The 20,057-nt window shown below is 52.4% G+C and carries 17 protein-coding genes and 3 pseudogenes; 9 read left to right on the top strand and 11 right to left on the bottom strand.

Annotated elements, in window-relative coordinates:
• Positions 1 to 151: 151 nt before the first annotated feature.
• Positions 152 to 1,390, bottom strand: coding sequence for an MFS transporter (locus D5398_RS18395; RefSeq protein ID WP_120508925.1), 1,239 nt, complete (start codon positions 1,388 to 1,390; stop codon positions 152 to 154).
• Positions 1,391 to 1,547: 157 nt separating this feature from the next.
• Here D5398_RS18395 and D5398_RS18400 point away from each other — a divergent pair, with 157 nt between their 5' ends.
• Positions 1,548 to 2,468, top strand: coding sequence for a LysR family transcriptional regulator (locus D5398_RS18400; protein WP_120508926.1), 921 nt, complete (start codon positions 1,548 to 1,550; stop codon positions 2,466 to 2,468).
• 215 nt (positions 2,469 to 2,683) lie between these two features.
• Positions 2,684 to 3,691, top strand: a complete 1,008-nt coding sequence (galR, locus tag D5398_RS18405) for an HTH-type transcriptional regulator GalR (protein ID WP_112288286.1) — start codon at positions 2,684 to 2,686, stop codon at positions 3,689 to 3,691.
• Here the strand turns inward: galR and D5398_RS18410 are convergent.
• Genes D5398_RS18410 through D5398_RS18430 form a run of 5 tightly spaced genes read right to left on the bottom strand, consistent with a single transcriptional unit; the run spans position 3,688 to position 8,089 of the window.
• The gene (locus D5398_RS18410; RefSeq protein ID WP_120508927.1) at positions 3,688 to 4,137 is read right to left on the bottom strand and encodes a GNAT family N-acetyltransferase; all 450 of its coding nucleotides are present in this window, start codon (positions 4,135 to 4,137) and stop codon (positions 3,688 to 3,690) included. The genes galR and D5398_RS18410 overlap by 4 nt on opposite strands.
• 5 nt (positions 4,138 to 4,142) lie before the next feature.
• Entirely contained in the window at positions 4,143 to 4,916 is a 774-nt protein-coding gene (locus tag D5398_RS18415) for an FCD domain-containing protein (RefSeq protein ID WP_120508928.1), read from the bottom strand.
• 37 nt (positions 4,917 to 4,953) lie between these two features.
• Positions 4,954 to 5,271: a PTS sugar transporter subunit IIB gene (locus tag D5398_RS18420; protein WP_120134525.1), complete on the bottom strand. Its 318-nt coding sequence runs from the start codon at positions 5,269 to 5,271 to the stop codon at positions 4,954 to 4,956.
• Between the two features lie 14 nt (positions 5,272 to 5,285).
• Positions 5,286 to 6,722 carry a glycoside hydrolase family 1 protein gene (locus D5398_RS18425; RefSeq protein ID WP_120508929.1) on the bottom strand — a complete coding sequence of 479 codons (1,437 nt, stop codon included), beginning with the start codon at positions 6,720 to 6,722 and terminating at the stop codon, positions 5,286 to 5,288.
• 23 nt (positions 6,723 to 6,745) lie between these two features.
• The gene (locus D5398_RS18430) at positions 6,746 to 8,089 is read right to left on the bottom strand and encodes a PTS sugar transporter subunit IIC (RefSeq protein ID WP_120508930.1); all 1,344 of its coding nucleotides are present in this window, start codon (positions 8,087 to 8,089) and stop codon (positions 6,746 to 6,748) included.
• A 278-nt stretch (positions 8,090 to 8,367) separates the two neighbouring features.
• Between D5398_RS18430 and D5398_RS18435 the strand changes: the two genes are divergently transcribed.
• A complete protein-coding gene (locus D5398_RS18435) occupies positions 8,368 to 8,685 on the top strand; it encodes a PTS lactose/cellobiose transporter subunit IIA (RefSeq protein ID WP_013574149.1) in 318 nt (105 codons plus the stop codon).
• Positions 8,686 to 8,887: 202 nt separating this feature from the next.
• On the opposite strand, the pseudogene D5398_RS18440 reads toward D5398_RS18435, so the two are convergent.
• A pseudogene (locus D5398_RS18440) lies at positions 8,888 to 9,606 on the bottom strand (diaminopimelate decarboxylase family protein); the annotation flags it as partial.
• Between the two features lie 4 nt (positions 9,607 to 9,610).
• Between D5398_RS18440 and D5398_RS18445 the strand changes: the two are divergent.
• Positions 9,611 to 9,727 (top strand): annotated as a pseudogene (locus D5398_RS18445) (PTS N,N'-diacetylchitobiose transporter subunit IIA); the annotation flags it as partial.
• Positions 9,728 to 9,929: 202 nt separating this feature from the next.
• On the opposite strand, the gene lysA reads toward D5398_RS18445, so the two are convergent.
• On the bottom strand, positions 9,930 to 11,189 hold the full coding sequence (lysA, locus tag D5398_RS18450; RefSeq protein ID WP_120508931.1) for a diaminopimelate decarboxylase: 1,260 nt from the start codon (positions 11,187 to 11,189) through the stop codon (positions 9,930 to 9,932).
• Positions 11,190 to 11,323: 134 nt separating this feature from the next.
• On the opposite strand from lysA, the gene D5398_RS18455 reads away from it, so the two are divergent.
• On the top strand, positions 11,324 to 12,259 hold the full coding sequence (locus tag D5398_RS18455; protein ID WP_120508989.1) for a LysR family transcriptional regulator: 936 nt from the start codon (positions 11,324 to 11,326) through the stop codon (positions 12,257 to 12,259).
• A 64-nt stretch (positions 12,260 to 12,323) separates the two neighbouring features.
• On the opposite strand, the gene D5398_RS18460 is transcribed toward D5398_RS18455, so the two are convergent.
• Positions 12,324 to 13,487: an MFS transporter gene (locus tag D5398_RS18460; RefSeq protein ID WP_120508932.1), complete on the bottom strand. Its 1,164-nt coding sequence runs from the start codon at positions 13,485 to 13,487 to the stop codon at positions 12,324 to 12,326.
• Between the two features lie 173 nt (positions 13,488 to 13,660).
• Here D5398_RS18460 and D5398_RS18465 point away from each other — a divergent pair.
• Positions 13,661 to 13,915 (top strand): annotated as a pseudogene (locus tag D5398_RS18465) (MBL fold metallo-hydrolase); the annotation flags it as partial.
• A gap of 347 nt (positions 13,916 to 14,262) precedes the next feature.
• A complete protein-coding gene (locus D5398_RS18470; protein WP_120508933.1) occupies positions 14,263 to 14,595 on the top strand; it encodes a DUF805 domain-containing protein in 333 nt (110 codons plus the stop codon).
• Positions 14,596 to 14,678: 83 nt separating this feature from the next.
• On the opposite strand, the gene D5398_RS18475 is transcribed toward D5398_RS18470, so the two are convergent.
• The gene (locus tag D5398_RS18475; protein WP_120508934.1) at positions 14,679 to 15,395 is read right to left on the bottom strand and encodes a tetratricopeptide repeat protein; all 717 of its coding nucleotides are present in this window, start codon (positions 15,393 to 15,395) and stop codon (positions 14,679 to 14,681) included.
• Positions 15,396 to 15,524: 129 nt separating this feature from the next.
• On the opposite strand from D5398_RS18475, the gene D5398_RS18480 reads away from it, so the two are divergent.
• Both D5398_RS18480 and D5398_RS18485 read left to right on the top strand, forming a co-directional pair.
• Positions 15,525 to 17,279, top strand: a complete 1,755-nt coding sequence (locus tag D5398_RS18480; protein WP_120508935.1) for an ABC transporter ATP-binding protein/permease — start codon at positions 15,525 to 15,527, stop codon at positions 17,277 to 17,279.
• A gap of 182 nt (positions 17,280 to 17,461) precedes the next feature.
• Entirely contained in the window at positions 17,462 to 18,202 is a 741-nt protein-coding gene (locus D5398_RS18485) for a GntR family transcriptional regulator (RefSeq protein WP_120508936.1), read from the top strand.
• 6 nt (positions 18,203 to 18,208) lie between these two features.
• Here D5398_RS18485 and D5398_RS18490 read toward each other — a convergent pair whose 3' ends face one another.
• Positions 18,209 to 19,810, bottom strand: a complete 1,602-nt coding sequence (locus D5398_RS18490) for a PTS transporter subunit EIIC (RefSeq protein ID WP_120508937.1) — start codon at positions 19,808 to 19,810, stop codon at positions 18,209 to 18,211.
• Positions 19,811 to 20,057 lie beyond the last annotated feature (247 nt).

Below are 20,057 nucleotides of genomic sequence, written 5' to 3' on the forward strand. Positions count from 1 at the left end.
TTTCTCTGGTGGGATTTTTATTATGCGTTGTGTGCAAGTGAGCAGCGTCCAAAATAACATTCACCAGAGGAAAAACTCAAAGCACAAATATGAATAAACAGAAAAGGGGATCTGATCCCCATTATTTATAGTCCGGCAAGAGATGATCGTTTCAGGGCTGCGGCTGCGCGATGACCGGCGGTAACCAACTATGGTAGCCGAAGGCACGGCGGCCAATGACGACCAACATCAGTCCTGATATCAGCGCAAAAACCAGAATAATGGCGATGATTTGCAACGGCATAAAGCTGCCTGCCAATGCGGTCACCGCCAGACCGCTCACGGGTACCGAACACATATTCATCAGGCCAATCAGCCCCATGGTTTTCCCCAGATGTTTCTGTGGAATGATCTGGCTGCGTAAGGTGCGCAGATAGACGCTGAATGCACCGTCAAATGCCATCAGTAATGCGTAACCTGCCAGATACATTGCGTAATCGAGTGAAAGCGACATCAGAGCGCCCGACAATATCATGCCGCAAAATGACAGGGTCCCGAGCGTGGAAAGCCCAAAGCGTTTGGCAATTCGCGGCACAAAGAAAAACGTCACGATGGTGACAAGCGCTGCCGAGGTCTGTAATACGCCAAAGTAACTCTCAGGCAGATGAAACTCTTTGAGGATCACCGCCGCACTCACCACCAGCGCCGCACCGTAAACCAGGTTCACGACCCAGGTCAGTGCACACAGATGCAGCAGGATTTTATTCTGCTTAAGCACCTGAATCGCCGTAATGTTGGATTGCACAATCGAACGCAGACTCATCTTCTCTGCCACTTCAAGGTCATGCGTTTCGAGGAACAGATAATTGATGGCAGAGACAGCAAACAGCACGGCGGCACAGGCTAAAATCGCCCCGACGCCACCATAGACCGAAATGGCCACTGCCAGAGCAGGGCCGAGAACCTGCGTGGTCTGGTCGACACCCTGTAACATGGAATGGGCTTTCGGCAGCCTCTCTGCGGGGATATGGCGCGGTAACAGCGCCTCGGTGGCGACAAAGTTCAGGACATAAGCCACCGACAGCAGCGCCATCATAACCGCCAGCACCGGGAATGTGGCGCCGGGATGAAAGATCAGAGTCAGGAAAGCGACCACCATTAACACGCAGCGTCCGGCTTCCACATTAAAGAAGATAAAACGGGGCTTGATACGGTCCGCCAGAAAACCTGACAGCGGGAAAAACAGAATACGCGGCAGCCATTCAATCACGAATGCCAGCGAGGAAAAGGTTAAAGAACCGGTCGCTTTCAAAATCGCCAGCGGAACCGCAAACAGCAGAAACTGATCGCACAGTGATCCGGCAAAGCGGGAAAAGACGAACCGTTTTAATCCAAAACGATCATTGTTCATATCGTTGCTTTCCTTTCAATAACCATTTGATTTAACATAGCTAACCCATTAAATAAATTGACTATTATGTCAAATTCACACCAAAAAATGCCTTTGTTGAACATCATACGGCCTGATGATAATTTGGATAGATATTCCAGAAACAAAAGAGCTATGCGTGAAAAGCACAAATGAGTTAGCCGAACTGCTTCCCAGTTTGTCCGTTTTTATCCAGGTGGTTGAAAAAGGAAGTTTTTCTGCGGCAGGACGGGAGACTTCGCTGGCACCTTCTTCGGTGAGCAGGATGATTGACCGGCTGGAGAAGCGCCTCAATGTGGTGTTATTTACCCGCTCGACCCGCTCCGTCGCCATCACCGAGGTCGGGCTGGAAATTTACCAACAAGCACTGACGGTACTGTCGGCTACGCAGACACTTTTCTCCCAGGCAGATAGCTTCAGCGATACCCCTCAGGGTGTTTTGCGGGTAACCGCGCCAGTCACACTGGGTAAGATCCTGCTCACTCCTTTTCTGCCCGCATTTTTACGCCGCTATCCTGAAATCAACGTCGAGCTGTCGCTGACCGATCGGATCACGAATCTGACGCAGGACGCCTGCGATCTGGCACTGCGCATCACCGAAAGTCCGCCGGAGAATAGGGTCGCCCGCGCCCTGATGCCTATCGATTACGTATTGGTGTGTGCTGCGGATTACGACCAGGTGCTACCGGAATTCCCGGCGGCGCTCACCAGACACAATATTTTTTCCCCGGATGAACGGCAATTTCGCGGTGTCTGGCGTTTTTGGCACAATGACATCATGGAGAGTATTACGCTGGTCCCACGGTTGATGATCAATAACAGCGACGCCATGATTGATGCCATCTTGCAGGGTGTCGGCATTGCGCTGATCCCCACTTTCATCGCCAACCGGTATATCGCTGATGGTCAGTTGCATCGGGTGTTGCCTGAATGGCGGGTGGAAAATCCTTTGCCGCGCAACGCCTACGCCATCACCCTTCCAACGAAACTGCTGCCGCTTAAAACAAGAGTGTTTATCGATGATTTTATGCAGTGGATTAAGGAGGAAGGAAGGGTTTAGTCAGAATGAAACTGGGATGACGTGTACGCTAGAAATCGTTTCCCTGCGAAATCTCTCGCGCCTCCTCCCTCGCAAAGGGGGCGCTAAACCTTCAGGTATTTTTCCCGTTACATCACGCTTACATCCCAAAGTTGCGATCAGCATCCTTGCAGCCGCCGTGCTTTTCCGCAAAACTGGCGGTGTAAACGATTACCCTCACGGAAAACGGAAGTGTTATGGCGACGATTAAGGATGTAGCAAAACTGGCAGGCGTATCGGTTGCGACCGTTTCACGCGTAATAAACCATTCTCCGAAAGCCAGCGACAGCTCGCGGGAAGCCGTACAGAACGCCATGCAACATCTGCAATATCATCCGAATGCCAACGCCCGCGCCCTCGCCCAGCAGGCGACCGAAACGCTGGGGCTGATCGTGGCCGACGTTTCTGATCCGTTTTTCGGCGCAATGGTGAAAGCAGTTGAACAGGTGGCCTACGCCACGGGCAACTTCCTGCTGATTGGTAACGGCTACCATAACGTTGAGAAAGAACGTCAGGCCATTGAGCAGTTAATCCGCCACCGCTGCGCCGCGTTAGTGGTTCACGCCAAAATGCTGCCGGAAGATGAGCTGACCAGCCTGATGCAGCAAATTCCCGGCATGGTGCTGATTAACCGTACATTACCGGGTTTCGAGCAGCGCTGTATCGCGCTTGATGATCGCTACGGCTCTTGGCTGGCAACCCGCCATTTAATCCAGGCCGGACATCAGCGCATCGCGATTTTATGTTCCAATCACGGCATTTCCGATGCCAGCGACCGTTTGCAGGGTTATATCGATGCGCTGACGGAACACAATATTCCTGTAGATGACAAACTGATCGCTTACGCAGAGCCGGATGAAATCGGTGGCGAAAAAGCCATGGCGGATTTACTTGGATTAGGTAAAGGATTTACTGCGGTGACTTGCTATAACGATCCGATGGCCGCCGGTGCATTATCGGTATTAAGCGATAACAGCATTGATGTGCCGGGTGAAATTTCGCTGATTGGTTTTGATGATGTGCTGATTTCGCGCTACCTGCGCCCGCGTCTGACCACGGTACGTTATCCGGTCGTCGCGATGGCAAATCAGGCGGCGCAGCTGGCGTTAGCGCTGGCAAACGGTCAGCCGCTGCCGGAAACCACCCACATGTTCAGCCCGACGCTGGTACGCCGTCATTCGGTGAGCAGCCCGTCAAACACTTAGAGCGACTGGTGATACACGCGGACCGGCTTGTCCGGATAATCCAGCGCGTCGCCGATGTAGTTCCAGCCAAAACGCTCGTAATAGCCGGTAAATTCGGCATAGAGATACACTTCACGAAAGCCGCTGCGGCGGCTCTGTTCCAGCACAAATTCCTGTAGCTGCTGCCCCAGCCCGCGCGAACGATAGGGTTCATCCACGTATAATGCCGCCAGCCAGGGCGTGAGATCCTGACGGCTGATCAGGTCACAGCGCCACAATCCCACCGTGCCCGCCAGTTTTTCGCCATCCAGTGCGATAAATGTTTGCGGCAAATCCGCACCGTTCAGACAGCTCTTCACCACGCTTGAGAAGAATTCGCGGCTGTTTTCGCTGCCAAATGCCTGCCATTGCCAGTCGATCACCGCTTCAGCAAATTCCGGCCTTTCGGTGAGGTTAATGATTTCCATCAGATTCAGACCAGTTTGCCCTGAAAAATCGGCACGGATTCAAACAGATAACCGTCAAACTCCGGCGCATCAACATCCGACAGTTCCATCAGCGTATTTTTGACGTTTTCCATGTGTTGCCACATCGCCTGATAAGAGCCCATCACGTCACGGCGGCGCAGTGCGGCTAAAATATTCTGATGATCAGCCAGCCATTTCAGGCGGTAACCGCGGGTGGCGATATGACTGTGTAACTGTTTCCACAACGGACTGGAATCGCGATGCATCCAGATGTTTTTCACCGAATCGAGCAGCATCTGGTTTTGTGTCGCGCCAGCAATCAGCAGATGAAACAGCTTGTCGTTATCACCACTTTCATCGTTGGCCACGATGGCGATTTGTTCCTGCTCTAGCGTACGACGCAGATTTTCGATATCTGCTTTGGTGGCCATTTTGGCGGCAAACGCGGCGATATTGCTTTCGAGCAACTGCCGCGCCTGTAAGATTTCAAAGGGGCCAATTTGCCCCTGGTACATCAGTTCGTCTTCGCCTTCTTCCTGAGAAGGAATGCGGATCACGTACACGCCGGAACCCTGACGGATATCCACCGTGCCTTCCAGTTCCAGCATCAGTAAGGCTTCGCGCACAATCGTCCGGCTGACACCGTAGGTTTCCGCCATATTACGCTCTGGCGGCAGGCGGGATCCTACGGCGAAATGCCCTTGCTTGATTTGCTCACGCAGGTCGTGCCCGATTTCCTGATACTGTTTTCTGTCCTGCGAAGCCACACCTTTTTCCACACAATCACCCTGATGCATAAAACATAAAGACCGGATGTTACTGTATCAGAGATAACGCCTGATCCAGCACTTTTGCGCCGTTTAAAGTTCCATAGGCCATCATGTCTATGACCGCGATCGGGATCCCGTGCTCATCGGTTAACTTTTTGTTTTCTGCCAGTTTAAAGCGCACCTGCGGACCGAGCAGAACAGCCACAATGTCGCGGCCATAGGCATCGAGCTCATCACGCAGATTGTTTTCAGGAATGGCGTAAATCTTGAATTCCAGACCCCGCGCGGCGGCTTCTTTTTCCATTTTGGTGACCACCAGTGACGTGGACATCCCTGCCGAACAGGCTAAAACGAGTCGTTTCATAGAATTTCCTTAGGTTATTTTTCCTGGTCATCGAGCGTTAAAGACAAGACACCATGTTCACTGAGGGATTTAAACCAGTGCGATGATTTCTTCTGACGGCGATCACGGTTGTTATCAAGATCAATCTCAACCAGACCGTAACGGTTTTTAAAGGCGTTCATTGGCGAAACATTATCGGTAAAGGCCCAGAGCATATATCCCTGACAATTTGCGCCCTCTTCCCGCGCCTTTAATGTCCAGTAAAGATGCTCAGCAACAAATTCAATTCGATAGTCGTCCTGAATTTCCCCGCTGTTCGTATCGCGGAACTGACCTTCATTTTCGATACCCATACCATTCTCAGCCACAAACCACGAAATATTTCCGTATTCCGTTTTAATGCGCATCGCCATGTCATAAATGATTTTTGGATAAATTTCCCAGCCTCGCGATTTATTCATCCGGCGTCCGGGCAGTTCGAAATGTTCGTAGTAATACGCCGGATGAAACGGCGTCTCTTTATTCCACTCACGGGATGGCGCTTTGACGCGGTGCGGGTAATAAAGGTTAATACCCACTTCATCTACGGTGTTATTGCGAATTATTGCCAGTTCGGATTCTGAATAATCGAAATGCACGCCGTGCTTTTCCAGTAAATCCAGCAGTTCCTGCGGATATTCCCCTTTGATCATCGGATCCAGAAATACGCGGTTATAGAATAAGTCGTATAAATGCGCCGCCTTTTGATCGTGCTCCGCCGACGAACGGGCGTAAGTCACTTCCGGATTTAAAATCACCCCGACGGTGCCCGACGCGTTATATCCTTTGCGATAAAACAGCTCGACGACTTTGGCGGTTGCCAGCACTTTGTGATGATTCCACTGCATCCATTTCGCGGTGTTTTGCTCGAACGGCCAGCGGATCGCATCCAGATACACACGGGTTTGCACCACAACCGGTTCGTTAAAAGTAAACCAGCGGCTGACTTTTCCGGCATAGCGTTCGAAGACTTTTTCTGCGTACAGGACGAATAACTCGACGACTTTTTTCGAGCTCCAGCCATCGTATTTTTCGATCAGGAATGCCGGTAATTCGTAATGTTCCAGACACAGCATCGGTTCGATGCCATTACGTTTCATCTCATCAAGATAATCGTCGATGTACGCTGCATACTCTTCATCCACCGTACCCAGCTCGTAGTCCGTGAAAAAGCGCGACCAGTTAACCGATGTGCGGTAATGCGTCAGCCCGCTGGCTTTCATCAGCGCCACATCTTCTTTATAGCGGTTGATAAAATCGGTGGCTTTCGCCGGGCCGTAGCCGTTGTGCCAGACGTGGCGATTATTTTTGTACCAGAGATCCAGATACGAATCCTGCCCGTCTTTTTTGCCGCTCCAGCCTTCGGTCTGCCACGCAGAAGCCGCAGCACCGAGAATAAATCCGTCAGGAATGGCGATTGAAACCTTGCTCATAACGTCCCTCTTTTCCAAATGGTTTACGCCGTGGCGGCCTGCTTCTGGCTCTGTTGCATGGCTTCACGCTGCGCCTGTTCGGCACGACGTGCGGCCACTTTCACGAACGGCAGATAAATCAGCACCGCCACCACAATGCAGCCCAGCTGGGTGATGACCGCGCCCATGGAACCGGCAGTCGATAACCAGGCGTTGATAATCGGCGGCGTAGTCCACGGCACCATCACCACGGCGCGCCCGGCAAATCCAAGGCTCGTTGCAAAATAACCGATAGTGCCGGTGATCAGAGGTGTGATGATGAACGGGATCGCCAGAATCGGGTTGAGCATGATCGGCATGCCGAAAATCACCGGTTCATTGATATTGAAAAAACCTGGCCCGAGAGAAAGTTTGGCGATTTCACGCATCTCTTTACGGCGGGTGGCGACCATTACTGCCAGCAGCAAACCGATGGTGCAACCTGAACCGCCGATGCTCATATACACATCCCAGAACGGCATGGTGATGATATTCGGCACTTCATGGCCCTGCTCAAATGCCGTCATGTTGACCATGATCGCGCCGAGAAGCAGCGGTTCACGAATCGGTTTAATCATCTGGTTGCCGTGAATACCGATCACCCAGAACAGCTGCGCAACAAACATCAGCAGCAGGATGCCCGGCAGGCTTTGCATCACCGATTCCAGCGGACGCTGAATGACCTGATACACCGCGTCGTACAAATACATGCCGGTGACGCGATGGAAAACAAAGCCGAATGTCGCGACGAGCACCACGGTAATAATGGCCGGGATCAGTGCCGAGAAAGACGCCGACACGTTAGGCGGCACGCTTTCCGGCATTTTAATGCGCAGGCTGTTTATCCGCTCGAGACGGGAATAAATCTCGACCGCAAGAATGGCAATAAACATGCCGAGGAACAGACTTTTGGTATCGGAGAATTGTTTGGCGAGCACATCTTTCACTTCCTGCATCTGGCCATTCACCATCATATCGACGGTAGTCGGCGTGACGGCAATAAAACAAATCACCGCCAGCAGGCCTGGAAATAATGAACGCGAGCCGTTAATTTTGCCGAGTTCAATACCAATTAAAAAGACGGCGCCGATGGTCAGAAAACTGAGCGTAGCGTAGTTAATACTGCTCATGATCGGTTTGAGCGTCGCCAGCCAGGCGAACATTTCGAAGTGAGCTAATCCGTTTTTCGGATCCATCACCATATTAGAAATTAAAACTGAGAATGCCCCCACGATAATGACCGGCATTAATGTGATAAAAGAAGCCTTAATAGCCATGATGTATCTGAGGCTATTAAAGGTATTGGCGAATCCCCCGAGAGAATCGATAAAACGGTCTTTCAGTGACATGACAGCACCTCATTTTCTTTTTTCTATACTTCACAGGTGTTGGTTTCGTCTTCACCTTTTTATATTGAATGAGGATTAAAGGTGTCGCCCGAAGCTGAGTCAGAATCCGGTTCTGTTAATTATCCTGTCGGCCACTTTTCGGCGATCTTTGCGTAATGTGGCATGCCAAAAAATAGCGGAATACGAATTAATTTCTGTGACAGCGTTCTCACATGTGAATATTGGAATTCCAATATGATGAATTCACACTTTTCTGGTATACCAATTTGGAGTTTTCGATGGAATTCGATCTGGAACAAACGGTGATGGAGTTATTGATCAACGCCGGAGAAGCACGATCTAACGCGATGATGGCCATTCAGCACGCACGTAAAAAAGAATGGGAACAGGCCGACGCGATGCTGAAAGCCTCGGACGACGCGGCGCGTGTCGCGCACAAAGTGCAGACACAACTGATTGGGCTGGATGAAGGCGTGGGCAAAATCCCGGTGAATCTGATCATGGTGCACTCACAGGATCATCTGATGACCGCGATGCTGTGCCGTGATCTGGCAGAAGAGATCGTGTTACTGAGAAAAGAGATGTTTGATAAGTAATCTCCCTGCTTTGCGAAGGAGTTAAGGCAACGCGATCTGCTCCCTCCCCTGCGAAGGGGAGGGCTGGGGTGGGGTATTAAGGTCAAAAACTAAATTCAACGTGTGCTTTAACTCATTGCTTTGTATTTAAAACCCCCTCCCAGCCTCCCCCTTCGCAGGGGGAGGAGCAGAGCAGATCGTCGCTGATCTTCAGGAGCAAAGATTACAGTTCTAAAGCAATTAACTCTTCCACCGTCTGACGACGACGAATCAACCTCGGCACGCCATTCTCAAACAACACTTCCGGCAACAGCGGTCGGGTGTTGTAGTTGGATGACATGGATGCGCCGTACGCACCGGTATCGTGGAACACCAGATAATCGCCGATTTGTACCGGCGGCAACGGGAAGGTTTCTACTCCGCCGCCTGCCTGCTGTGTAAACACGTCGCCGGATTCACACAGCGGTCCGACAATCACAGAATCAGTCAGCGGCTGCCCGCTGACATCACGACCATCCACTGGCAACAGCGAAATATGGTGATAGCTGCCGTACATCGCCGGACGCATCAGGTCATTAAAGCCCGCATCGCACAGCACAAAGTGACGATTGCCCATGTCTTTGACTGCGCGGATCTGCGCCACCAGCACGCCGGATTCTGCCACCAGGAAGCGTCCGGGTTCGATTTCCAGTTTGATTTCATGCCCCAGATGCGCGGCGATTTGTTCGCGCGCACGGTTCCACAGGCCAAAATAGTGGCCGGTATCAATAGATTCTTCTTCGAAATGATAAGGGATCGACAGCCCCCCCCGGCAGAAATCGCCTCAATATCTTGTCCGGTTTCAATTACCTGACGCACCATCGCATCGCAAACCTGCTCCAGATGACCGTAATCCACGCCGGAACCGATATGCATATGAATGCCCACCAGTTTCAGCTCATAACGGGCGATGATGGCCATTCAGCACGCACGTAAAAAAGAATGGGAACAGGCCGACGCGATGCTGTGCCGTGATCTGGCAGAAGAAATCGTGTTACTGAGAAAAGAGATGTTTGATAAGTAATCTCCCTGCTTTGCGAAGGAGTTAAGGCAACGCGATCTGCTCCCTCCCCTGCGAAGGGGAGGGTTGGGGTGGGGTATTAAGGTCAAAAACTAAATTCAACGTGTGCTTTAACTCATTGCTTTGTATTTAAAACCCCCTCCCAGCCTCCCCCTTCGCAGGGGGAGGAGCAGAGCAGACCGTCGCTGATCTTCAGGAGCAAAGATTACAGTTCTAAAGCAATTAACTCTTCCACCGTCTGACGACGACGAATCAACCTCGGCACGCCATTCTCAAACAACACTTCCGGCAACAGCGGTCGGGTGTTGTAGTTGGATGACATGGATGCGCCGTACGCACCGGTATCGTGGAACACCAGATAATCGCCGATTTGTACCGGCGGCAACGGGAAGGTTTCTACTCCGCCGCCTGCCTGCTGTGTAAACACGTCGCCGGATTCACACAGCGGTCCGGCAATCACAGAATCAGTCAGCGGCTGCCCGCTGACATCACGACCATCCACTGGCAACAGCGAAATATGGTGATAGCTGCCGTACATCGCCGGACGCATCAGGTCATTAAAGCCCGCATCGCACAGCACAAAGTGACGATTGCCCATGTCTTTGACTGCGCGGATCTGCGCCACCAGCACGCCGGATTCTGCCACCAGGAAGCGTCCAGGTTCGATTTCCAGTTTGATTTCATGCCCCAGATGCGCGGCGATTTGTTCGCGCGCACGGTTCCACAGGCCAAAATAGTGGCCGGTATCAATAGATTCTTCTTCGAAATGATAAGGGATCGACAGACCCCCACCGGCAGAAATCGCTTCAATATCTTGTCCGGTTTCAATTACCTGACGCACCATCGCATCGCAAACCTGCTCCAGATGACCGTAATCCACGCCGGAACCGATATGCATATGAATGCCGACCAGTTTCAGCTCATAACGGGCAATTTCCGCCAGCGCCTGTGGCAAATCGGCATACCAGATCCCGTGTTTACTGTTTTCGCCGCCGGTATTGGTTTTCTGGCTGTGCCCGTGACCGAAGCCCGGATTCACCCGCAACCACACCGGATGTCCGGCTTTATGCTGGCCAATCTGGCTGAGCATATCGATGGAACCGGCATTCACCGGAATATCCAGCGCCGTTACGCGTTCCAGCGTTGGCTGATCCAGCACGTCGGCAGTGAATACAATTTCACTGTCTTCGCGACCGGGAATAAAACCGGCGACCAGCGCACGTTCAATTTCGCCCAGCGAAACAGAATCGACCTTCACGCCCTGTTCACGCATCAGGCGCAGGATGTGAATATTGGAACAGGCTTTTTGAGCAAAACGGATAACGTCAAACTGACGCAACTGCGCGATGCGCGTTTTGATAATCTCGGCGTCATACGCCCACACAGGGCAGCCAAATTGTTGCGGCAGAGCCAGTAAATTTTCGGCATTAAGCGCGGTAGACATGTCGTTCAGAGCGCGGGGCATAAGATTTTCCGTCAGGTGAATTCAGTCATATTTCCCCCAGTATGCCGCGTGACAGACCGGGGATAAAATATCTATTTCAGGTCAGTCTATTCATTTATGATATGGATTACCCCTACCGTTCACCGGATAAATTCATGCCTGCGATTTCCCTGCGCCATATCGAAATTTTTCATGCGGTAATGACTACCGGCAACCTGACCGAAGCCGCCGCATTGCTTAATACCTCGCAGCCGACGGTCAGCCGCGAACTGGCGCGTTGTGAAAAGTTGCTGGATTTGCAATTGTTCGAACGCCTGCGCGGGCGTTTGTACCCCACCGTTCAGGGTTTGCGGTTGTTTGAGGAAGTGCAGCGTTCGTATTACGGTCTCGAGAGGATCGTCAGCGCGGCACAAGGCATCCGCCAGTTCGAGCAGGCGCAGTTGTCGATCGCCTGCCTGCCGGTGTTCAGCCAGTCATTGCTGCCTGCGGTATGTAAGCCGTTTCTCGACCGCTATCCCGACGTCAGTTTTAATATTGTGCCGCAGGAATCGCCGCTGCTGGAAGAATGGCTCTCAGCGCAGCGCCATGATTTAGGGTTGACGGAAAACACCCAGACCCCTGCCGGAACCGAGCGCCAGACCCTGCTGACGCTGAACGAAGTGTGCGTGCTGCCCGCAGGACATCCGCTGGCGGCGAAGCGGTGTCTCACGCCACAGGATTTCAGCGGCCTGAATTTTATCAGCCTGTCGGCGACCGACAGTTACCGGCAGTTACTCGATGCGCTGTTCACCGAACAACAGGTGAATCGGCGGCTGGTGATGGAAACGCACAGCGCCGCATCGGTGTGCAGCATGGTGCGCGAAGGCGCGGGCGTCTCCATCGTCAATCCGCTGACAGCGTTGGACTATTCAGTTAATAACAGCGAGAACGGCGTCGTATTAAGGGAATTCAGCATCGCGGTTCCGTTCACCGTCAGCCTGATCCGGCCGCTGCACCGCCCCGCTTCTGCACTGGTCACCACGTTTGCTGAGCACTGCCATCAGCAGGCGCAACGTTTTGCACAACGCCTGAAAGTCGCACTGATGCGCTGAACAGAAACAAAAAAGGCCAGGCGGGAGCAATTCCGCGTGGCCTTTACAATGTTCAGTAGCTGGATTACGCCGCTACTTTTACCGCTTTCTTCGCCGCACGACGGAAAGTGATCACGCATAGCACGAAGCCGATTGCGCCCAGTCCGCCCGCCGCCAGAGGCACGGTGCTCAGCCCCATTCCGCGTTCAATCACTGCTCCGCCAACCCACGCACCCAGTGCGTTACCGACGTTAAAGGCGGCAATATTCAGCGTGGAAACCAGATTTGGCGCATTTTTGCCGTAAGTCACGACATTTACCTGCAACGCAGGCACTGCGGCAAAATTCACCATCGCCCAGATAAACAGCGTGATTTCGGCGGCCACCAGATGAACACTGGTGTAGCTGAACAGCACGGAGAATATCGCGATCATCAGGAAAGTCATAGTCAGCGAAATGCCCAGACGCCAGTCCGCCAGTCGCCCGCCAAGCACGTTACCGATGGTCAGTCCGAGGCCAATCAGCAGCAGCGTCCAGCTGACGCCATGCTCAGACACACCGGTGATTTGCGTCAGGATTGGCGCGATATAGGTGAACAGCGCGAACATCGCCGCCGAAAAGAAAATGGTGATCGACAACGACAGCCACAATCCAAGACTGCGCAGCGCGCGGATTTCCTTGCGCAGATCGGTCGGTTCTTCTTCTTTCTTATCCGGCAGCTTTTTATACAACGCAAACAGCGAGGCCACGCCAATAATCGCCACAACCCAGAACGTTGAGCGCCAGCCCATCGCCTGACCGAGCGCAGTCCCGAGCGGAACGCCCAGCACGTTTGCCAGCGTCAGACCGGTGAACATCAGCGCCACCGCCGAAGCACGACGATTCGGTGCCACCAGACTGGCGGCTACCACCGCGCCAATCCCGAAGAAGGCGCCATGACACAGTGCCGTGATCACGCGCGCCAGCATCAGGAAACCGTAGCTGTACGACAGCGCGCACATTACGTTGCCGAAAATAAAGATGCTCATCAGCAGCAGCAGGGTTTTCTTGCGCGGCAGTTTTGCCGTCAGCACAGCCATGATCGGTGCGCCGATCGCCACGCCCAGTGCATATCCGCTGATTAACCAGCCTGCAGAAGGAATACTGACATTCAGATCCCCCGCCACGTTGGGGAGCAACCCCATAATGACGAATTCGGTGGTACCGATGGCAAACGCGCTGAGCGCCAGTGCCAGGAGTGCGACAGGCATAAAAACTCCGGATATTTTTAGTTATGAGTAAAGGCTCCGGCATTACGCCGGATTGGCTTAAATACCACGTTGATCACACTTTTGACCAGACGCAGTCTGTGCCCTCACTGCCTGAAAAACACCCGGCACCAGGATTAGTCTTTACATAACAATACATTGCAGAAAATGCGATAAAAGCGGTATTGATCGACGCGCAGTTCCAGCGCCATGACGCTGAAAAACGGGTGGAGATGATCAAAGCGAGCGGCAAAAAACTGACCACGGTTTACATCAGCCTGTCAGACCCTGATTTCTACTTCGGGCTGGATGCGATCCGCGCCGCCTTCCCGCAAGCAAAAGTGGTGGCTACGCAGGCGACGGTGGATCAGATCAATGCCACTAAAGACCGAAAAGTGGCTTTCTGGGGGCCGCAACTTAAGGATGATTCGTCATTAGAACTGAGCGCGAAAGTATTGAAGGGCGAAATGCAGTGGCTTTAATAGATATTATTTATAAATAATTAGCCAATCAAAGCGGCGGAATTACTCCCCGCTGATTTTTATTTTAAAAAAATGAAAAAACAAACGTATTAATATTTATCACGCACTTACCCTTGCTGGTTTCCAAAAAGAACTGAAAAGTAATTATTCAGAAATAACAACCTGTTAATTAAAAATTGAACCCGCAAGCCCCTCATATTAGACTTCTGCCGGATCACATCCCTCTCCACTTCCAGGCATACGGACTCTGTCATACACAGAGGTGAGCCTGAATTAACTTTATATAAAGGATTATTATGAATTGGTATTTGAAGGCAATTAAAAATTACGCTAACTTTTCTGGGCGAGCACAAAGAAGAGAGTATTGGTGGTTCGTGTTATTCAATATTCTTATTTCAATTGGTGTGAGTATTATTGCCATGATGTTTGGTGATGAATATTTAACGTCTTTGCTTTACTCATTATTCATTTTCCTTCCCAGCCTGGCATTAGCCGTGCGTCGTAATCACGATGCAGGATACAGCGGCTGGTGGGTGCTGTGCCCGGTCTTCAATCTGATTCTGATGTTCTTCCAAAGCGATCCTGAAGACAACTGCTTCGGTCCTTATGTGGTAGATCCTCAGGCGTAGAAACAGATCCCTTCGGCTCCCTCCCCTTCGAAGGGGAGGGAGCACAAACCAACCCAATTGGCCCGGTTTGCTCTTATTCAAATTTACTGCGCTACCCGCACAAATCCGCCTTCGGCCTGTACGTTGTGACCAAAACCACAGTCGCCGGTGGTATGCAGCTTCACATTCTGCGGGTCGAAATTCATGTCCACACTGCACTCGCCGCTACCGGCAGAGGCGTCATCGGCTTCGTGGTAAATCGCGTGATTATCTTTGATTGCCGTCACCACCGAAAACTCGCCGGTATTCGGGCCGTAATACAGAGACATCTGCCCCATATACAGGCCACTGAAATCGATTTTGAACTGCGCTTCCTCGCCTTTCACTTCCAGAATATTCCAGCTGCCAAAACCGGCATATTGCCAGTAAATGCCTGCCGGACTCTCAGCCTGCGGTATTGCCTCGAGTTTTGACTGGATCAGACCGAGGTTGTGTTGTGATTTTTTGTCAGCAGGTGCCAGCATCAGCCAGGCTTTGGCTTTCAGATAATCACCCTGCTTTATGTAGGTCAGCGCAATGTTGTTGTATGCAGTCGCTATCTGATCCTGCGGCTTGTGGCAAAACTCGCTCCAGGCGACCTGATTACGGAAAATTTCACGCGCGTTGGCGAGATCTCCCTGCTGATACGCGACTTTCCCGGCAGCAGCATAAATGCCCGTTTTTACGCAATCCGCATCAATATCAGGTTCATCAATCTGGGCCAGCGCCTGAGCACTGGCAAAACATCCTGCCACCAACAGTAAATTCACTGCGACTTTCATCAAACATCCTTCTACTTTTGTGGTCTACAGAGCTTCGTGCTGGAAAAACATCCTTACAAGTGGCTCATTGCCCTATCGCACTGAGCCACTCATTCTGGGATGATTGGCTTCACAACATATCGATTACACATGGCTATTATGACTAAAAAACCTGGGAAATCGGCGCAATGGGGCGCCGTCTGGCAGTTAATTAAGCCTTACTGGCGCTCAGAAGAAAAGTGGCGAGCCTGGGGCATGTTGACCACTATCATCATCCTTTCGCTGGCTGGCGTGTATCTCAGCGTGCAGTTTAACGAATGGAACCGCGTGTTTTATGACGCGCTGCAAAACAGAAACTATCCGGTATTCAAAGCGCAGCTGTGGAAATTTACCTGGCTGGCGCTACTGTTCATCGTGATTGCCATCTACAGAGTGTATCTGACGCAGGGCCTGCAAATGAGCTGGCGGCGCTGGATGACCGAAGAGTATATGGAGAAGTGGCTGACCAATCACGCCTATTATTACACGGAGTATCAGCATCAGGTGGATAACCCCGATCAGCGTATTTCAGATGACCTGAATGCCCTGACCAGCGGGACTCTTTCTCTGGTGCTCGGGCTGTTGTCGAGCGTGGTGACGCTGTTCTCGTTCGTGTTTATTCTGTGGTCGATCAGTGGCCCGCTGAACTTCATGCTGGCGGGACATCACTTTGAAATCCCCGGCTACATGCTGTGGTTCGCGTTGCTGTACGCCGCCGTCGGTTCCTTCATTATCTGGTATATCGGTAAGCCGCTGGTAAAACTCGGGTTTAATCAGGAATGGTTCGAGGCGAACTTCCGTTTTGGCCTGATCCGTATCCGCGAAAACAGCGATGCGATCGCCCTGTATCACGGTGAGAAAAACGAGCACGACCAGCTGACCGGCAAGTTTGAATCCATCAAAACCAACTGGTGGTCAATCATGCGTGTGACCCGTCGCCTGAACGTAGCGTCCAACTTTTACGCACAGTTTGCCAATATCTTCCCGATTCTGGTGGCTTCCCCGCGCTATTTCGCCGGTGCAATCCAGATGGGTGCCCTGATGCAAATCGCCTCCGCATTCGGACAGGTACAGGGGGCGTTGTCCTGGTTTATCGATGCCTTTACCGATCTGGCCAACTGGAAAGCCACGGTTAACCGTCTTGCCGGTTTCAACGCCGCTATCGATCAGGTCAATGCGCAGCCACGCGGGATCAAAGTCGGTCAGAGCAGCGAACACGCCCTGCAACTCGATAAACTCACGCTGAATCTGCCAAACGGTAATCCGCTGTTCTGTGATGTGTCTGCATCGATGAAACCGGGTGAACGCGTATTGATTGCCGGTCCTTCGGGCTGTGGTAAATCGACTCTGCTGCGTGCCATTGCCGGTATCTGGCCTTATGGCTCCGGTAATATCGCCCTGGCGGAAGGTAAGCGTTATCTGTTCCTGCCGCAGCGCAGCTATATCCCGATTGGCACCCTGCGTGACGCGCTGAGTTATCCTGATGCCAGCCGTGAATATACCGATGAACGCCTGCAACAGGTTCTGGAACAGTGCCGCCTGCCGCATCTGGCCTCGGTTGAAATCCTTGATGATTACGCCAACTGGAGCCAGCGCCTGTCTCCGGGTGAACAGCAACGTCTTTCCTTCGCCCGCGCTCTGCTGATCCAGCCGGACACGCTGTTCCTCGACGAAGCCACCAGCGCGCTGGATGACGAAACCGAGCAACAGGTATACGCTCTGCTGCTGAGCGAATTGCCGCAGACGTCGGTTATCAGCGTCGCGCACCGAAATACCGTGGCGAAATATCATCAGCACTGCTGGCGATTCAAAAATCAGGAAAACGGTCCGTGTGGATTTACGTCCAGCGCGCTGCTGCCTGAATAACGACTGAAGCCGCTGCGAAGTGGCTGAAAAATGAAGAAAGGTTGCTGATGTCAGCAACCTTTCTTTTTTGTGTGCTGAAACCCATTTTGGACAGAAAATCAACAGGGTGGCTGGCTGATTTGTATAGCCGACTATACAATTATTCTTAAGTGAAATTCTCAAGGGATCGGAGGTTATCTTTAATGAAGATAGATAAGAACTCATTCACCCCGCTTTACCTGCAAATTGAGCAGCAACTGACTGAAAAAATCAGCGCGGGGGAAATCAAACCTGGCGATCCGATCCCAACCGAAGCGGCACTCTGCGAAATCTGCGGCGTATCGCGCATGACCGCGCGCAAAGCTGTGGATTATCTGGTCCGTCAGGGGCGTGTGGCGCGATTTCGCGGACGCGGTACTTTTGTGGTCGAACCGCCGAAACAGCAAAAAATCATCTTACCGCTCGACCGGCATCTCACCGCCAGCGAAGTCGCGCAGGAAAATAACCAGCGGATTGAAAATCAGGTGCTGGAATTTCGCCGGATACCGGTCAGCGAGGATATCGCCCTTGAGCTGAATATCCCTGCCGGCACGGACGTGTATTTTATGATCCGCCTGCGTCTGCTGGGCGACGAGCCGTTTGTGTATGAACAATGCTGGATGCGCGCCGATAATTTTCCGGATATTAACCGCGCCGCCATGACCGCCTCGAAATATGCCTATATCCGTTCCAAAGGTTTTCAGCCTGCGGGAAGCACAAAACTGATTTCCGCCGAACTGCCTTCCAACGAAATCCGCCTCGCGCTGAATCTGTCACGAGACCAGCCGGTGTTGCACTCGCACGCGGTGGTTTCTTTCACTGACGGTTCGCTGTTTGAAGTGTCGGATGTCTATTACAACCAGAAAAACTATGGCTTCAGCGTCCATGCCAAAGTCAAAGGTTAACTGCCGTCAGGCAATGCCCGACAGCTCAGCTTTCACCAGATTCGCTACCTGCTCAACCTGCGGGCCATAAATCACATGCACATCGGTGTCTGTTATCTTCTTGACCCCCGCTGCGCCGGTTTTCATTAACGTTCCGTCCTGCACCTGCGCCATATCTTTGACCTTCACGCGCAGACGGGTAAAGCAGCAATCGACCGCCGTAATATTTCCCTCACCGCCCAGTCCGATAATGATATTTTTGGTTTTCTCTCCGGTTCCCTGCGCAGGTTTCGCGCGTTCTTCAGCATCGTTTTCATCCTCGCGCCCCGGCGTTTTGATCTGCATGCGCAAGATAACCCAGCGGAAACTGAAGTAATAAACAGGCGCGTAGATAATCCCGAGGATCAGCGGATACCACCAGTGCGTTTTGCTGCCGCCAAGCACACCGAAGATCAGGAAGTCGATCGCCCCGCCCTGTACGTTACCGATCATCACATGCAGCATCTGCATCAGCACAAATGACAGGCCGGTCAGCACCGCGTGCAGGATATACAGCACCGGCGAGACGAAGATAAAGCAGAACTCCAGCGGCTCGGTGATGCCGGTGGTAAACGATGCCAGCCCGCCCGCCAGCATCAGCGCTTTTACGCGGCCCTTATGTTCCGGTCTGGCGCAGTGATACATCGCCAGCGCCGCCGCCGGTAAGCCAAACATCATCACCGGAATTTTGCCCTGCGCCAGGAAACGCGTCGCCTGCTGCGTCACCGCATCCGGGATCATGCCAGGATTCGCCAGCGCGGCATTGAAGATATTCAGCGCACCGACAATGCTCTGATTATCCACCGTCGTTACCCCGCCAATCGGCGTGAAACGCACCGTTTCATTAATGATGTGATGTAAACCGGTCGGGATCAGCAAGCGCTCCGACGTGGCATATATAAAGGTGCCGATCTCGCCGGTGCGTCCGATCAATTCACCAATCCACTGGATCCCCAGCGCGACCGTCGGCCAGATCAGCGACATCAGCACACCGACGATCGGCAGCACCAGGATGGTGATGATCGGCACGAAGCGGCGTCCGCCGAAAAAGGCCACAGCGGTCGGTAACACGATGGTGTAAAAGCGGTTATGCAACCACATGGTAATTAAGCCGACCAATACCCCGCCCAGCACGCTCATGTTGTAGGTGAAAATCCCCAGCGTATTGGTGAACTCGGCGGCGTAAATCATCGCATCACTTTCCGTCATGCCTTTTGCCGTGAGTTTGGCGACGGTTATGGTGTCCGGCGTAATCCCCTGTGCCAGCAGGCTGTAGTTAACCCCGACATGCAACCCGACAAAGCCGATCACGGCGGAAAAAGCCGCCGTGGCTTTCTCTGCATTGGCCAGCCCCATCGCGGTAGCGACGGCAAAGAACAGCGGAAGATTGGCGAACAACGCGCCGGAAACCTGGCGGATAAACCCGATCACCAGTTGCAGTGTTTTCATCTGCGTGAAGGCTTCACCGGTGACGGCCGGATTCTGCAACGCCGCCGCCAGCCCTAAGAAAATACCGGCGGCGGCAATCACCGAGATAGGCGTCATCAGGGCCTTGCCCAGATCATGCACCTTGCTGCCAAGTTTTATCATCTGTCGTCCCTCAATTAGCTGGCTAAAAATAAGCCGTTAATTGAGTTAAGTCACAGAATGTATAGTTGTATAGACATAGCAGTCAGGAGTATGAAAGGGATCACAGTTTTGTGGGGGAAAAGCGGATTGGGATAGCAGCCAAAAAAAAGCCCACATCGGACTGTGGGCACGGGGGTTGCGACTGACCATCGTTCAGAACGGCTGGCAACAAGCAAATAGGAGAACTGCTCGCTCTCGGCCCTTAAGG

Origin of the sequence: Rahnella bruchi, assembly GCF_003614975.1 — a bacterium.
Taxonomy (GTDB): domain Bacteria; phylum Pseudomonadota; class Gammaproteobacteria; order Enterobacterales; family Enterobacteriaceae; genus Rahnella; species Rahnella bruchi.

Bases quoted from the DNA above. Each gene is read 5' to 3' on its own strand.
- D5398_RS18395 (WP_120508925.1), bottom strand. From the start codon at position 1,390: ATGAACAATGATCGTTTTGGATTAAAACGGTTCGTCTTTTCCCGCTTT.
- galR (WP_112288286.1), top strand. From the start codon at position 2,684: ATGGCGACGATTAAGGATGTAGCAAAACTGGCAGGCGTATCGGTTGCG.
- D5398_RS18410 (WP_120508927.1), bottom strand. From the start codon at position 4,137: ATGGAAATCATTAACCTCACCGAAAGGCCGGAATTTGCTGAAGCGGTG.
- D5398_RS18420 (WP_120134525.1), bottom strand. From the start codon at position 5,271: ATGAAACGACTCGTTTTAGCCTGTTCGGCAGGGATGTCCACGTCACTG.
- D5398_RS18425 (WP_120508929.1), bottom strand. From the start codon at position 6,722: ATGAGCAAGGTTTCAATCGCCATTCCTGACGGATTTATTCTCGGTGCT.
- D5398_RS18430 (WP_120508930.1), bottom strand. From the start codon at position 8,089: ATGTCACTGAAAGACCGTTTTATCGATTCTCTCGGGGGATTCGCCAAT.
- D5398_RS18435 (WP_013574149.1), top strand. From the start codon at position 8,368: ATGGAATTCGATCTGGAACAAACGGTGATGGAGTTATTGATCAACGCC.
- lysA (WP_120508931.1), bottom strand. From the start codon at position 11,189: ATGCCCCGCGCTCTGAACGACATGTCTACCGCGCTTAATGCCGAAAAT.
- D5398_RS18455 (WP_120508989.1), top strand. From the start codon at position 11,324: ATGCCTGCGATTTCCCTGCGCCATATCGAAATTTTTCATGCGGTAATG.
- D5398_RS18460 (WP_120508932.1), bottom strand. From the start codon at position 13,487: ATGCCTGTCGCACTCCTGGCACTGGCGCTCAGCGCGTTTGCCATCGGT.
- D5398_RS18470 (WP_120508933.1), top strand. From the start codon at position 14,263: ATGAATTGGTATTTGAAGGCAATTAAAAATTACGCTAACTTTTCTGGG.
- D5398_RS18475 (WP_120508934.1), bottom strand. From the start codon at position 15,395: ATGAAAGTCGCAGTGAATTTACTGTTGGTGGCAGGATGTTTTGCCAGT.
- D5398_RS18480 (WP_120508935.1), top strand. From the start codon at position 15,525: ATGGCTATTATGACTAAAAAACCTGGGAAATCGGCGCAATGGGGCGCC.
- D5398_RS18485 (WP_120508936.1), top strand. From the start codon at position 17,462: ATGAAGATAGATAAGAACTCATTCACCCCGCTTTACCTGCAAATTGAG.
- D5398_RS18490 (WP_120508937.1), bottom strand. From the start codon at position 19,810: ATGATAAAACTTGGCAGCAAGGTGCATGATCTGGGCAAGGCCCTGATG.